Annotated in this window: 16 protein-coding genes; 12 read left to right on the top strand and 4 right to left on the bottom strand. The window is 66.0% G+C overall.

All coding sequences use genetic code 11. The features are described 5' to 3' along the window. Positions 1-77: 77 nt before the first annotated feature. Together ACZY1I_RS18470 and ACZY1I_RS18465 are read left to right on the top strand one after the other, a co-directional pair. The gene (locus ACZY1I_RS18470) at positions 78-1,004 is read left to right on the top strand and encodes a Rieske (2Fe-2S) protein (protein ID WP_463756290.1); all 927 of its coding nucleotides are present in this window, start codon (positions 78-80) and stop codon (positions 1,002-1,004) included. Next, on the top strand, positions 1,004-1,489 hold the full coding sequence (locus tag ACZY1I_RS18465; RefSeq protein ID WP_463755912.1) for a hemerythrin domain-containing protein: 486 nt from the start codon (positions 1,004-1,006) through the stop codon (positions 1,487-1,489). The genes ACZY1I_RS18470 and ACZY1I_RS18465 overlap by 1 nt, the downstream gene beginning before the upstream one ends. A 3-nt stretch (positions 1,490-1,492) precedes the next feature. Here ACZY1I_RS18465 and ACZY1I_RS18460 read toward each other — a convergent pair whose 3' ends face one another. Next, positions 1,493-2,263 (bottom strand): class I SAM-dependent methyltransferase, encoded by a 771-nt coding sequence (locus tag ACZY1I_RS18460; protein ID WP_463755911.1) that lies wholly within the window; start codon positions 2,261-2,263, stop codon positions 1,493-1,495. Positions 2,264-2,366: 103 nt separating this feature from the next. Between ACZY1I_RS18460 and pcaH the strand changes: the two genes are divergently transcribed. The 3 genes from pcaH to ACZY1I_RS18445 are packed head-to-tail and all read left to right on the top strand — an operon-like array spanning position 2,367 to position 4,853. Next, on the top strand, positions 2,367-3,074 hold the full coding sequence (gene pcaH, locus ACZY1I_RS18455) for a protocatechuate 3,4-dioxygenase subunit beta (RefSeq protein WP_463756289.1): 708 nt from the start codon (positions 2,367-2,369) through the stop codon (positions 3,072-3,074). Beyond that, positions 3,061-3,639 carry a protocatechuate 3,4-dioxygenase subunit alpha gene (pcaG, locus tag ACZY1I_RS18450; protein ID WP_463755910.1) on the top strand — a complete coding sequence of 193 codons (579 nt, stop codon included), beginning with the start codon at positions 3,061-3,063 and terminating at the stop codon, positions 3,637-3,639. Before pcaH ends, pcaG begins: the two co-directional genes overlap by 14 nt. Then, on the top strand, positions 3,636-4,853 hold the full coding sequence (locus ACZY1I_RS18445) for a lyase family protein (RefSeq protein ID WP_463755909.1): 1,218 nt from the start codon (positions 3,636-3,638) through the stop codon (positions 4,851-4,853). Before pcaG ends, ACZY1I_RS18445 begins: the two co-directional genes overlap by 4 nt. Here the strand turns inward: ACZY1I_RS18445 and ACZY1I_RS18440 are convergent. After that, a complete protein-coding gene (locus tag ACZY1I_RS18440; protein WP_463755908.1) occupies positions 4,841-5,488 on the bottom strand; it encodes a TetR/AcrR family transcriptional regulator in 648 nt (215 codons plus the stop codon). The genes ACZY1I_RS18445 and ACZY1I_RS18440 overlap by 13 nt on opposite strands. Positions 5,489-5,707: 219 nt before the next feature. Between ACZY1I_RS18440 and ACZY1I_RS18435 the strand changes: the two genes are divergently transcribed. Together ACZY1I_RS18435 and ACZY1I_RS18430 are read left to right on the top strand one after the other, a co-directional pair. Beyond that, entirely contained in the window at positions 5,708-6,007 is a 300-nt protein-coding gene (locus ACZY1I_RS18435) for a PE family protein (RefSeq protein WP_463755907.1), read from the top strand. 40 nt (positions 6,008-6,047) lie between these two features. Continuing rightward, entirely contained in the window at positions 6,048-7,193 is a 1,146-nt protein-coding gene (locus ACZY1I_RS18430; protein WP_463755906.1) for a PPE family protein, read from the top strand. A gap of 13 nt (positions 7,194-7,206) precedes the next feature. Here the strand turns inward: ACZY1I_RS18430 and ACZY1I_RS18425 are convergent, their stop codons facing one another. Further along, positions 7,207-8,007 carry a class I SAM-dependent methyltransferase gene (locus ACZY1I_RS18425; RefSeq protein WP_463755905.1) on the bottom strand — a complete coding sequence of 267 codons (801 nt, stop codon included), beginning with the start codon at positions 8,005-8,007 and terminating at the stop codon, positions 7,207-7,209. Between the two features lie 191 nt (positions 8,008-8,198). Between ACZY1I_RS18425 and ACZY1I_RS18420 the strand changes: the two genes are divergently transcribed. The 5 genes from ACZY1I_RS18420 to ACZY1I_RS18400 are packed head-to-tail and all read left to right on the top strand — an operon-like array spanning position 8,199 to position 11,830. Beyond that, positions 8,199-8,882, top strand: coding sequence for a helix-turn-helix transcriptional regulator (locus tag ACZY1I_RS18420; RefSeq protein ID WP_463756288.1), 684 nt, complete (start codon positions 8,199-8,201; stop codon positions 8,880-8,882). Next, positions 8,879-9,307, top strand: coding sequence for a hypothetical protein (locus ACZY1I_RS18415; protein ID WP_463755904.1), 429 nt, complete (start codon positions 8,879-8,881; stop codon positions 9,305-9,307). The genes ACZY1I_RS18420 and ACZY1I_RS18415 overlap by 4 nt, the downstream gene beginning before the upstream one ends. Before the next feature lie 21 nt (positions 9,308-9,328). Continuing rightward, positions 9,329-9,676: a cupin domain-containing protein gene (locus ACZY1I_RS18410; RefSeq protein ID WP_463755903.1), complete on the top strand. Its 348-nt coding sequence runs from the start codon at positions 9,329-9,331 to the stop codon at positions 9,674-9,676. 20 nt (positions 9,677-9,696) lie between these two features. Beyond that, positions 9,697-10,563: an NAD(P)H-dependent flavin oxidoreductase gene (locus ACZY1I_RS18405; RefSeq protein ID WP_463755902.1), complete on the top strand. Its 867-nt coding sequence runs from the start codon at positions 9,697-9,699 to the stop codon at positions 10,561-10,563. A gap of 52 nt (positions 10,564-10,615) precedes the next feature. Further along, complete coding sequence (locus tag ACZY1I_RS18400; protein ID WP_463755901.1) at positions 10,616-11,830, top strand: alpha/beta hydrolase family protein; 1,215 nt, start codon at positions 10,616-10,618, stop codon at positions 11,828-11,830. Positions 11,831-11,839: 9 nt separating this feature from the next. On the opposite strand, the gene ACZY1I_RS18395 is transcribed toward ACZY1I_RS18400, so the two are convergent. Further along, positions 11,840-12,343 (bottom strand): DUF1990 family protein, encoded by a 504-nt coding sequence (locus ACZY1I_RS18395; protein ID WP_463755900.1) that lies wholly within the window; start codon positions 12,341-12,343, stop codon positions 11,840-11,842. Positions 12,344-12,349 lie beyond the last annotated feature (6 nt).

Genomic DNA, 12,349 nt, shown 5'->3' with positions numbered 1-12,349 from the left:
ACAATCACCACTATGTAAACTATTGCGAGCTGGGATAGTGTCTGCACATCACAGTTTGCAGTGGGGTTGGGAGGAATCTGGTGCATATCGGATCGCGAGTCGTGGCGGCCATCGGCCGTCAGGAATGGCTGGACCGGCCGAGTTATCGGCTCGAGCACGTGCTCACATTGCTCTTCAATGCGTTGGGCTCGGCCCGCGATCGCGTCATGAATGCGCTCAACGGTGTCTGGCTGGGGCATCCGGTGCATCCGCCGCTGGCTTCGTTCGCCAGTGGTGCGCTCGGAACGACGGTGGCACTGGACGCACTCAGCGTGCTCGGCGGCCAGCGCACCAACGAGGCTTCGCCCGCTTCGGATATTGCTTCGCGCTCGTTGGGGCTGGGGATTCTCGCCAGCATGGGTTCCGCGGTCACCGGCGTGGCCGACTGGCAGCACACCCACGAAGAAGACCGCCGGGTGGGGGTCGTGCACGGCGTGGTGAACTCGGCCGCGACCGCGTTGTACGCGCTGTCGTGGTGGGAACGGCACCGCGGCAATCGCCTACGTGGAATGGCAATCAGCACAGTGGGTTACGGAATCACCCTGGGTGGAAGCTACCTCGGTGGGGCGCTGGTGTTCGGCTCCGGAATCGGGATCGATCGGTCCGGCGAAAAGCTCCGGACCACGGAGTGGACGCCCGTACTGCCGGCCAACGAATTGAACGGAAAACCCGTCCGGGTCGAGGTCGATGGCGTGGGACTGGTGGTTTGCCAAACGGATCCGGGCGAGGTGTCGGCCTTCGGTGAGTTCTGCCCCCACCTCGCCGCGCCGATGGTCGACGGGTGGGTCGACCGGGGACGGATCGTATGCCCCTGGCACGGATCGCGATTCGCGCTGGAGTCCGGTGAGGTGCTGCGTGGTCCCTCGGCTACTCCGTTGCCGTGCTACGAGACCCGGTTGGTCGACGGAATGGTCGAAGTGCGCGCTGAGGAACCGGTCGTTGTGAGTAGGGATGGAGTGGTCTAGTGAATGCTTACGACGTGCTCAAGGAACACCACGTGGTGATCAAGGGGCTGGGCCGCAAGGTCAGCGACGCGCCGGTGAACAGCCAAGTGCGGCACGAGCTTTTCGACGAAATGCTGCTCGAGCTCGACATCCACTTCCGCATCGAGGACGACCTGTACTACCCGGCTTTGGCGGCGGCCACCGAACTGATCGCGATCGCGCACGCCGAACATCGTCAGGTGGTCGACCAGTTGGGTGTGCTGCTGCGTACGCCGCAGAGCGCGCCCGGCTACGAGGAGGAGTGGAACACCTTCAAAACCGTCCTGGAGGCGCACGCCGACGAAGAGGAACGCGACATGATCCCGGCGCCCCCGCCGGTGCAGCTCTCCGAGGCCGAACTCGATGATCTCGGGGCCAAGATGGCGGCGCGCATCGAGCAGCTTCGCGGCTCGCGCCTACACCGGCTTCGCACCAAAGGCAAAGCGGCGCTGCTGAAAGCCATTTAGCCGTCAGCGGCGGCCGATTCCGGCCATCATGATCGGTGTGTAGATGCGCATGCCCGCACCGAAGCCCGCGGCGGCTGCCTCTGCGTCTTCCGGCGAGATCAGTCCGGCATCCACAATCGCCCCGCGCAAGCTGGCGAAGGAAAGCCGAAAGAACTCGAAACCCGTCGCGCTGGAATCGATCACTCGCGCGCGCCCCTCGCCGCGAACCTCGGTGAGACCGGCCGCCGCCAGATCGGCGACAACCTGGCGGCCGTAGTGCGGCTCAAACCCGGCGCGCTGCATGAACGTCAGGGTCGCTTTGGTGACTCGGTCCATCAGATCGTCGCCGCCCTCGAAACCGAAAGGCGTCCAGTCGAAATCCTCGATCACCAGCCAGCCGCCGGGACGCAGCGTCTGGGCAAGGCGGTCCAGGATCTCCCGGCGGTTGGGCAGATGCTCGAGCACCAGTCGGGCGTGGACGAAGTCGAACTCGGACTGGGGGAGTTCGTCGGTGCGGATATCCACACGCCGGACCTCAATGCTGTCGCTGGCCAGTTGTTCGATGAATCGGGTGTCGATGTCGACCGCCAGCACGGTGGCGCCCCGGGTCGTCATCCACTGCAGGAGCGATCCGCCGCCAGCGCCCACTTCCAAGCAGCGTGCCGGCCTTTCGGGATCGCCGATGCCAAGCTGGTCGAGCAGGGCCTTAGTGCCGGAGTCCCACAGGCTCTCCATCGCGTTCAACCGGGATCGCTCCTCGGCGAAGCCCTGGTCGTAGACATAGTCACTTGGCATGGCGTAACGCTATGCGGCCGGATAGGTGTCGCGCGAGAGTAGCCTCACGTCCGTGAACGCCGCACCGGAGCGCGTCGCGTCGCAAGCCGACATCACCGCCGAGATGGCCGACATCGCGGCGGGCTACCAGCGCTTCGTCGGGGTGGGCGATCAGCCGCGACTCGACTACCCGCCCTACCGCAGCAGCGCGCTGCGGCACCCGAAACACCCACTGGTGGCCGTCGACCCCGAAGCGATCGAACGCTTTGCGCCGTGCTTCGGCCACCAAGATGTCGATCCACTCGACGCCGACCTGACCGCCGGTCATGCGGGTGAACCGATCGGTGAGCGGATTCTGGTCACCGGGCGGGTGCTCGAGCAATCCGGTCGACCGGTGGTAGGGCAGTTGGTGGAGATCTGGCAGGCCAACGCCAGCGGTCGCTACCGTCATCAGCGCGACGAGCATCCGGCTCCGCTCGACCCGAATTTCACCGGCGCTGGGCGCTGCCTCACCGGACCGGACGGCTCATACCGATTCACCACCATCAAGCCCGGACCCTATCCGTGGCGCAACCACCGCAACGCGTGGCGGCCGGCGCACATCCATTTCTCGTTGTTCGGTACGGCTTTCACCCAACGTCTGATCACCCAGATGTATTTTCCCGGTGACCCGCTGTTCGGGCTCGATCCGATATTCGGATCAATCCTGGATCCCGTTGCGCGCCAACGTCTCGTCGCGACATACGACCATGACCTGACCGAACCGGAATACGCGACCGGCTACCGGTGGGATGTCGTATTGAGTGGGGTGCTGGCAGGTGACAGTGGCTGAGCCCGAATTGATCTGCACCCCAGGGCAAACCGTCGGGCCGTTCTTCGGCATCGGGTTGCCGTACGTCGGCGACAGTGCACTGGTTTGCGATGCGTATCCGGCTGCCATCGAGTTGCACGGCACCGTCTTCGACGGTTCGGGCAATGCGGTGCCGGATGCGCTGGTGGAAATCTCGCAGCCCGACAGTGACGGACGGATCGCGCGGGCTGCCGGCTCGCTGCGGCGCGACGGGTCGACGTTCACCGGCTGGGGGAGGGCGGCGACCGATGCCGACGGGAGCTACGAGTTCACCACGGTGATCCCGGGGTCGGTGAGCCCCGGGCGCCCAGCCTTCTTCGCCGTCACCGTCTTTGCGCGGGGACTGTTGGACCGGATCTTCACTCGGGCGTATCTGCCCGCCTCTGATATCAATGCCGATCCGTTGTTGTCGGCCGTCGACCCCAGGCGTCGGCAGACCCTGCTCTGTGTCGCCGAAAGCGGTTCCGCGCGAACGCGATACCGTTTTGACATTCACCTTCAGGGTCCCCGCGAGACGATCTTCCTTCGGTACGGGGAGGGGCGATGACCAACCTGCTGTGGCCCGGCGACGAGCGCGCCGGAGAACACATGACCGACCAGGCGCTGCTGGCGGCAATGGTGGCGGTGGAGTCGGCGTGGCTGGATGCCCTCAGCGCAGCCGGTCTGGTGCCCGTCGACGGTGTCAACTTGCGGCACCTGGTGACCGCGCACGACTGTGAGTCGCTCGCGGTCACCGCCGAGGACGGCGGGAGCCCGGTGATCGGCTTGGTTGCCCTACTTCGTCAGCGGGCGGAGCCCGAAGTCGGGCCGTGGATCCACCGGGGGCTGACCAGCCAGGATGTGGTCGACACCGCCCTGATGTTGGCGTTGCGTGCTGTCATCGACCAGATCGCTGACCAGCTCACGGCGCAGATCTCCACACTGTCCGCACTCGCGACTGCGCACCGGGCCACCCCGATGGTCGCGCGGACCCTGACTCAGCACGCAGCGCCCACCACTTTCGGCGCCAAGGTCGCGGGTTGGCTCAATGGGGTCGTCGACGCCTATGAGCGGCTCGACGAACTGTCCACTCCGGCCCAGCTCGGCGGGGCGGTCGGAACATGTTCGGCCACCGTGGAATTGGCTTCGCAGCGTGTTCCCGGCGTGGACCCCGTCGAGCTCGCCGAACAGGTATGTCGAAACACCGCAACGGCTTTGGGTCTCGACTTCCGATTCCCTTGGCACACTACGCGAACACCGATCACCGCCGCCGCCGAGGCACTGGTGGGGTGCACCGATTGTTGGGGTCGGATCGCCACCGATATCGCCACCCTGGCCCGAACGGAGATCGCCGAACTCAGTGAACCCGAAACCGGGCTTCGCGGGGGTTCATCCTCGATGCCGCACAAACGAAACCCGGTGCTGTCCATCCTGATCCGGCGTGCCGCCATCGCCGCCCCGCCGTTGGTCGCAACGCTGCACACCGCCGCCGCGCTGGCCCACGACGAGCGTCCCGACGGCGCCTGGCACGTCGAATGGGACACCGTGCGCACCCTGGCGCGGCGAGCCGTCGTCGCCGGCTCGCAATGTACCGAGTTGTTGGCCGGTCTGCAGGTCCATGCCGCGCAAATGAGCGAGAACCTATCCAAGACAGACGTTCTCGGTGAACAACGGGCCATCGCCGACCTGAACGGCGCCGAACCGTCCGCAACCTACTTAGGCGCTATCGACCGGTTGATCGAGCAGAGCATCGCGCGGGCCGGGCGGCGTCAGCGGTCGTAGATGCTGGCCAGCCAGATGTGAACGAGTGTGTCGACGACTTCTTTTTCCGGGATGGTCGCTTTCTCGTCGGAATAGGTTGCGACCATGACTCGTTCGGTGAGCAGGGTCAGCGCGGTCGCCAGGTTTTTGGCTGGGACGGTGTCGGGGGCGGTGCCCTTCTTGCGTTCGGTCTCGATGGCGGCGGTGTTGTGCTCGATCCATCCGTTCATCAGGTTGGACCACATTTCCTGGACTTCAGGGTTGGTGGCTTTGGCGGCCGCGCCCGCGACGGCAACCGCGCGGTGGGCCCCAGTGATCTCGAAGAAGGCTTCGATGCGAGCGCGCCAGTCCGTGTCGGGGTTGCCCGAGAGCTTTTCGCGCAGTGGTTGGACGGTTGCCTGCGCCAGCACGTTGACATGGTCGAGCAAAGAGAGCAGGACCGCGTTTTTCGACGGGAAGTAGAAGTAGAAAGTGGGCCGCGAGATCCCGGCGCCTTTGGCGAGGTCGTCGACGGAGAAGTCGGCCAGGGGCCGTTCCTGAAGTAGGCGTTCGGCCGTGGCGAGGATGGCTTGCTCGCGGTCGTCGCCGACGAGGTGTGATTGGCGTCGGCCCCGGGAGGCCTGCACTCGATCGGTGCTGGTCGATGGCTTGGGCATGGCTGTCACCTTACCTAGCTGTCGAAGTAAGTCAACGTTCTGTTGATTCAATTCGACAAAACTGTTGATTTGCTGTCAATGATGTGTCAATCGAAGTCGCCAGCATGTTGAAATCCCTCGACAGAGTGATGACTGGGCCAGAGCATGCTCGATAGCCTGCATCTATACCGAGATCGACCACTCATTTGAGCTTAACGCACCGACCCGAAGGGGCATTTCATGTCATTTGTCACTACCCAGCCGGAGTTGCTGTCAAGCGCCGCCGCTGACCTGACCGCGATCGGCGCAGCTTTCACCGCCGGCAACACCGCAGCCGCTGCCCCCACCACCGGTGTCGTGCCACCTGCTGCAGACGAGGTATCGGCACTGATCTCGGCACGCCTCGCCGCCCACGGCGCGCAGTACCAGGCCGTCAGCGCCCAGGCCGCAGCCATCCACGAACTCCTGGTGGCCACCATGTCCGCCAGTGCCGACTCCTACGCCCTCACCGAAGCCGCCAACGCGGCGGCCGCCGGCTGAATGAACTGATCTAGGAACAAGCAAGAAGGGGAGCCCCGGCATGGACTACGGGCTACTGCCACCAGAAATCAACTCCACGCGCATGTACGCCGGCCCGGGGCCAGGATCTCTCCTGGCCGCGGCCAGCGCGTGGGGTGCGCTGGCTACCGAACTGCACACCACTGCAACCGGGTACCAGACGACGATTGCCGCCCTGGTCGACGGACCCTGGCAGGGGCACGCGGCAACGGCCCTCGCCGCAGCCGCCGCCCCCTACATCGCCTGGCTGGAAACCAGCACCGCCGATGCCGAAAAGGTTGCCCGCCAGGCCCACTTCGCTGCCGCCGCGCACGAAGCTGCATTCGCCATGACTGTGCCTCCACCGCTGATCGCAGCGAACCGTGCCCAGTTGGCAGCGCTGGTCGCTACCAACTTTCTCGGGCTGAACACCTCGGCGATCGCGGCTACCGAGGCGGAGTACGGCCAGATGTGGGCCCAGGACGCGCTCGCCATGTACGGCTATGCGGCCTCCGCGGCCTCGGCAACCCAGCTGACCGGCTTCCAGTCAGCGCCCCAGGTCGCCACACTGTCGGGACTGGCCCGCCAGGATGCCGCACTGGGCGCCGTCACCGTGAACGCGACTCAAACCGCCGTCCAAGACGGATTGTCCAAGTTGACGGCCGCCATCCCGAACACCCTCAAGAGCCTGGCGGTCCCGACTTCCCTCGACCAGACCCTGGCCTGGTACGGCAAATTCATCACCCCGTTCATGCCGTTGGCGACGTCCACCTCTCAAGCCACCAGCGCCGTGATCGCTGTAACGCAGTTCATGAAAGGCCTTGCACCCGTTGCAGTCTCGGCGGCCCAGGCCCTGCAGGGCGGTATCCAGGCACTCGGTGCCGCGGCGGAGACGGGCATGCACGGTGCCGGCACCGGCGTCGTGGCAGCACTCGGAAAGGCAATCCCGGTGGGCGGTCTGTCCACACCCGCAAGCTGGGCAGCGGCTGCGCCCATCGCTAATCCGGCTGCTGCCGCGATGAGCACCGGGCTCACGGTGCCCACGGCGGCGGCTGAAGCCGGCATCAGCGGACTGCCCATGGGGGCACCGCTAGGTGCGCTGAGTCAATCAGCCGGGCAGTTCGGTGGTGCGGCCCCTCGATACGGATTCCGGCCCTCGGTGATGGCCAAACCGTTCGCCGCCGGCTGACCGAGTCGGCCGATCAGGCCGGCTTGCGGGCGATGATGGCGACGGCGGTCAGCTGCTCCCGGTGCTTGCGGAAGGTGTTGCGCATCGCCAGAACTCGCTTCCGCGCTTCGGGTTGGGTGAGCACGTTCTTGGCAAAACTCAGCGCGCCCAGTGGCCCTTCGTCGGCGATCACCCGCCGTGGCTGCAACAGCGCCATCGGTGCCGTCGCAACGTGCTCGACAACCAGCCCATGACCGGCGAGCAGCGCAGACCACTCCGCGACCGTAAGCGGACGTGCGTTGACCTTGATCGCGCGGGCGAGCGACTGCCGGATATCGGTGGTCACTTCGTCGGGCAGATCGTCGGGTGTCAGGGCGAGTTCGTGGATCGCGTAGCGCCCTGATGGTCGGAGTACTCGCGCGGCCTCGGCGACGATCGCGTGTTTGGCGGCATCAGCCTGCATGGTCAGCATCGCCTCGCCGATGACGACGTCGACACTGGCGTCAGAAAGTCCGGTCTCGGCGGCGTCGGTGACCTTGACATCGCCGTGCCCGGCTACCACCCCGCGAACCAGGTTGGCGGCGTCTGGGTCGGCTTCGGCGCCGACGTAGGAACGCGGGCTGCGAGCGATGATTTCCACGGCGGTGCGGCCGAGTCCGGGGGCGAACTCCAACACATCTGCTGCGGAAACCTCGGCACGGGCCAGCAGGGTGCGGGTGAGTTCGACACCGCCCGGACGCAGCACCCGTTTGCCCAGGCGGGCCAGCAGCCAATGCCCCTGGACATGCTCGTCGTCGCGGCTCGACAGGGGGAGAGGGTCTTGTTTGCCGGCCATCAGACCGCCTTCCGTGCAGGGTTCGGGGTCCAGATTCGGTTCAGTATGCGGGTCGATTTGGCATTTGCGGGCCAATGCTTCGGCTCTTGAATATTGACACGAACGAAAGTTACGATGGCTTGCCTAATTTTCACAAATCGACATGGGTAAACTCCGGTGCGGGCCCCAGAAGATCCGAGAGGGTGAGTGGCATCACCGATTCAGTCATCCCCGAAGCAGGTGACGAGCCGGTCGGCCGCCGTCGTGCGGTGCTGCGGATGCTGCGGAAGTCTCACGCCCCGCTGAGCATCGTCGCAATCGCCGACGAGTTGGGCATCCACCCAAACACCGTGCGTTTTCACCTCGACAGCCTGGTCGGCGACGGCCAGGTGGAACAGGTCAAACCCGCCCGTCGCAGTCCGGGGCGGCCACCGCTGATGTTCCGGGCGGTTTCGCGGATGGACCGCGGCGGCACCCGTCATTACCGGATGCTCGCCGAGATGCTGGTTTTCGGTCTTGCGGCCGAGAAGGATTCGAGTTCGCGGGCCATCGCCGCCGGCCGCGCCTGGGGCGAACGCCTGGGTGCTCCGGTCGCGAAGCCGGGTAGCCAGGACGCCGTCGACCAGCTGGTCGACGTGCTCGACGCGATGGGCTTCGAACCCGAACGTCGCGCGGTCGACGGCAATCGGCAACTCGGCCTGCGGCACTGCCCGTTCCTCGAACTCGCGGAGCAGCAGTCGAACGTCGTATGTCCCATTCACCTGGGTCTCATGCAAGGAGCCTTGAAGACCTGGGAAGCACCGGTGACTGTCGATCGCCTGGAAGCGTTCGCTGAGCCGGGCCTGTGTCTCGCGCACCTGGCGCCGGTGGGAGCACCCGCGGGATCGGCGCGATGAACACCGGGCGGGCCATCGAGATCGCCTGCACCTTCGTGTGGCTGGGGATGGTGCTGGCGATCTCCTTCCTGGAAGCTCCGCTGAAGTTTCGTGCGCCCAACGTGACGCTGCAGATCGGGCTGGGGATCGGTCGGCTGGTCTTTCGCGCACTGAACACTGTCGAGGTGGTTCTCGCGCTGGTCATCGGGGCGTATGTGCTGGCAGAGCCGACCCCGGTGCCTGTCATCGCATCGCTGGCAGCGGCCGGTGCGGTGCTGGCGGGCCAATTGATCGCGGTGCGACCCCGTCTGACGCGCCGTTCCGACCAGGTGCTGGCGGGATTGGACGAGCCTCGCTCCCGGGCGCACTACGTCTACATTGCTCTGGAGGCGGTAAAGGTGGTTGCGTTGCTGGTGGCAGGAATACTGCTACTGAACGGGCTGTGACGGCTGAAGGGTGACCCACTGATGGATTCCATCTCGTTGACCGATCTGGCCTCCGAAAAGTTGGCAGAGGCCGCCACGACCCACAGTGGCCGGGCCGCCCACACCATCCACGGCGGACACACCCACGAACTTCGTCAGACGGTGCTGGCCCTGCTCGCCGATCACGACCTGTCCGAACACGAGAGTCCGGGTGAGGCGACGCTGCAGGTGCTGCGGGGGCACGTGCGCCTCACCGCCGGCGACGACAGCTGGGACGGGAAAACCGGCGACTACGTCGCGATTCCGCCGGTTCGCCACGCCCTGCACGCGGTGACGGACTCGGTGATCATGCTGACCGTGCTGAAATCCCAGCCCGGCGCATCCCACTAGCCGGACCCCGCAACCCGATCGTGCTCGCCACACCGTGGTCACGGGATTTCCGTCTCCGGGTGCCGATCGTCAACGCGCCGATGGGCGGGGTGGCCGGCGGTCGACTGGCCAGCGCGGTCACCGCAGCCGGCGGATTGGGCATGGTCGGCATGGGCAGCACAGCGACCCGGGCGTCACTGTCCGCGGAACTCGCGCAGGTGCGCGGACGATTCGGGATCGGCCTGGTGGACTGGGTCATGCGCAGCCGGGCCGGACTGCTGGAGGACGCGCTCGCTGCGGACCCAGCACTGTTGTCGGTTAGTTTCGGTGACGACTGGTCCTGGGTCGCGCAGGGTCACGACGCCGGAATCCCTACGGCCACCCAGGTTTACGACGCGGCAGGGGCGCGGCGAGCCGCCGACGCCGGCGTCGATCTGCTCGTTGCCCGCGGCGCCGAAGGCGGCGGTCACGGGGCTACCCAGGTAGCGACGCTGCCACTGCTGGACGCCGTCCTAGACGCGGTATCCGTACCGGTGCTCGCCGGCGGGGGAGTCGCATCGCCCCGCAGCCTCGCCGCAGTGCTTGCCGCGGGCGCCAGCGGCGCATGGGTGGGTACCCGGCTGGCTGCCTGCCCGGAGGCGCTGACCGGTGCGCAGGGCCGTCGGGCCCTGATCGCCGCGGACGAAACAGACACTCGGGTGACCCGGGATTTCGACGTCGCCGCCGGGTTGCCGTGGCCGGAGCGATTCCCGGCCCGGGTCCTGGCCGACGAGGGGTTGACCGACCCTGTGGACGCAGGTCAGGGCGTCGCGATGATCCGCGATGACGCTTCGGTCAGGGAGGTGATCGACGCCATGTGCTCGGGCGCGGAGCAACTGCTTGGGGAGTGGTGGTTCAGCGATAGCTGAAGTGACGCCTGATCCTCTGTGTTCCGCCGGAGATATCGGGTATTGGGCAAATATGGACCGGATCGAGCTGAAGGTGCCGGGCGTCGTCAGCGCGGCAGTGCGGCCGGCGTGGCACACCGGACGTTACGTCGCGAAGTCCTGGAATGACTATCTCAGGTCCGACGGCGGCGACCTGCCGATCGAACGACCCACCGTCGCTCTGGCGGCCCAGGCGTTTCGCGACGAGGTCGTCTTGGCGGGGCTGAAGGTGCGGCGTCCAATCAGTCGGCCGCGGGCGTTCCAGCGCATCAGCGAGGAGGTCGTCGCTGCGCTGAATTTCTACGGCCGGAAGGGTTGGCTGGACAAGCCGGCCGGATTCTTCGCAAAACCTTCGCCCCTGTCGGATGTAGAAGTTCGGCAGGTCAACCGACATGACAGTTCCTATCAGCGGCTGTCCTTTGAGAGCGGTTATCGACCCCGTTTCGGCGAACCCGGTGGCGACAGATGGAGCGGATATACCGCGCTGCGCCGCGAGTACGCACTGTTGCTGCGCCATCCAGCACCGCGACCTTGGTTGGTGTGCGTGCACGGCACCGAAATGGGTAGGGGCGCAATTGATCTCAAAATATTTCGGGCCTGGAAGCTGCACGAAGAGCTCGGTTTGAATGTGGTGCTGCCGCTGCTGCCCATGCACGGGCGCCGGGCGCGTGGCCTACCGAAGAGCGCGGTCTTCCCGGGCGAGAATGTTCTCGACGACGTACATGCGACGGCCCAGGCGGTGTGGGATATCCGGCGGCTGTTGTCCTGGATCCGCGCGCAAGAGCCCGGGTCGCCGATCGGATTGAACGGCATGTCGCTGGGCGGCTATATCGCGGCGCTGGTTGCCAGTCTGGAGAGCGACTTGACCAGCGCGATTCTCGGCGTTCCGGTGGCCAATCTGATTGAGCTGCTGGGTAGGCACTCCGGCCTGCCCTCCGGCGACCCGCGCCTGGACACGATGAAACTCGCCGAACCTATTGGCCGAATGATTTCGCCGCTGTCTTTCACGCCGCAGGTACCCGCCCGTGGTCGTTTCGTTTACGCCGGTATCGCCGACCGGGTGGTGCATCCTCGCCATCAGGTGATTCCACTGTGGCAGCACTGGGGTAAGCCCGAAATGGTCTGGTACCGCGGTGGTCATGCCGGATTCATCGGTTCTCGGCCCGTACAGCGGTTCATCACGGGCGCCGTGCAACAGTCGGGTCTGCTGGACGACCGTCCCGCGATCGAGGGCCGTTCGGCCTCGTAGGTCTAAAGCTCAAATCCCGCGTAGATACCGCTTCGCGATGACCCGCTGCGCTACCACCACAAACGGTCCGCCGAGCTTGCTCCACCAGGTGGCGGGCTGAGAAAACGACGACACCTCGGCGTAAACGGCGGATGTGGTCGGGTCGAAGCGGACAGCGAAGCGTTCCTCGCCCGTCGCGGGGTGGCCCGGCAGGGTTCCGTAGCCGAAGCCGCGTACATCGGGTTCGTCGATCACGTACACCACCCGGCACGGGGCCTGCAGCACGCCCATCATCCGAACCACCACCACGGTGGAGACCGCGACCTTGTCGGAGCTGGCCTTTACCCGCAGGCCGGCGCCGTGTTGCATGCCCCAGTGCATGACAGCGTCGGCGGCCTGTTCGAACCGTTCCCGACCGGTGCCGATCTGGGCTGAGGCGCTGAGGTGGGCGTACCCCGGCGGCAATTGGTCAGCGGCGGTCGCGCCCACTTCCTGATAGGTCAGCTGTTGCTGAGCGAGGGTGTCCAGGTCCACCTGGCC

This window comes from Mycobacterium sp. IDUB_37 (assembly GCF_055419245.1).
The sequence above is the reverse complement of the archived record's forward strand: the minus strand, read 5'-3'. Positions and strand labels throughout refer to the sequence as shown.

Bases quoted from the DNA above. Each gene is read 5' to 3' on its own strand.
- ACZY1I_RS18410 (WP_463755903.1), top strand. From the start codon at position 9,329: ATGGATTCCATCTCGTTGACCGATCTGGCCTCCGAAAAGTTGGCAGAG.
- ACZY1I_RS18460 (WP_463755911.1), bottom strand. From the start codon at position 2,263: ATGCCAAGTGACTATGTCTACGACCAGGGCTTCGCCGAGGAGCGATCC.
- ACZY1I_RS18415 (WP_463755904.1), top strand. From the start codon at position 8,879: ATGAACACCGGGCGGGCCATCGAGATCGCCTGCACCTTCGTGTGGCTG.
- ACZY1I_RS18425 (WP_463755905.1), bottom strand. From the start codon at position 8,007: ATGGCCGGCAAACAAGACCCTCTCCCCCTGTCGAGCCGCGACGACGAG.
- ACZY1I_RS18445 (WP_463755909.1), top strand. From the start codon at position 3,636: ATGACCAACCTGCTGTGGCCCGGCGACGAGCGCGCCGGAGAACACATG.
- pcaH (WP_463756289.1), top strand. From the start codon at position 2,367: ATGGCCGACATCGCGGCGGGCTACCAGCGCTTCGTCGGGGTGGGCGAT.
- ACZY1I_RS18440 (WP_463755908.1), bottom strand. From the start codon at position 5,488: ATGCCCAAGCCATCGACCAGCACCGATCGAGTGCAGGCCTCCCGGGGC.
- ACZY1I_RS18435 (WP_463755907.1), top strand. From the start codon at position 5,708: ATGTCATTTGTCACTACCCAGCCGGAGTTGCTGTCAAGCGCCGCCGCT.
- ACZY1I_RS18400 (WP_463755901.1), top strand. From the start codon at position 10,616: ATGGACCGGATCGAGCTGAAGGTGCCGGGCGTCGTCAGCGCGGCAGTG.
- ACZY1I_RS18430 (WP_463755906.1), top strand. From the start codon at position 6,048: ATGGACTACGGGCTACTGCCACCAGAAATCAACTCCACGCGCATGTAC.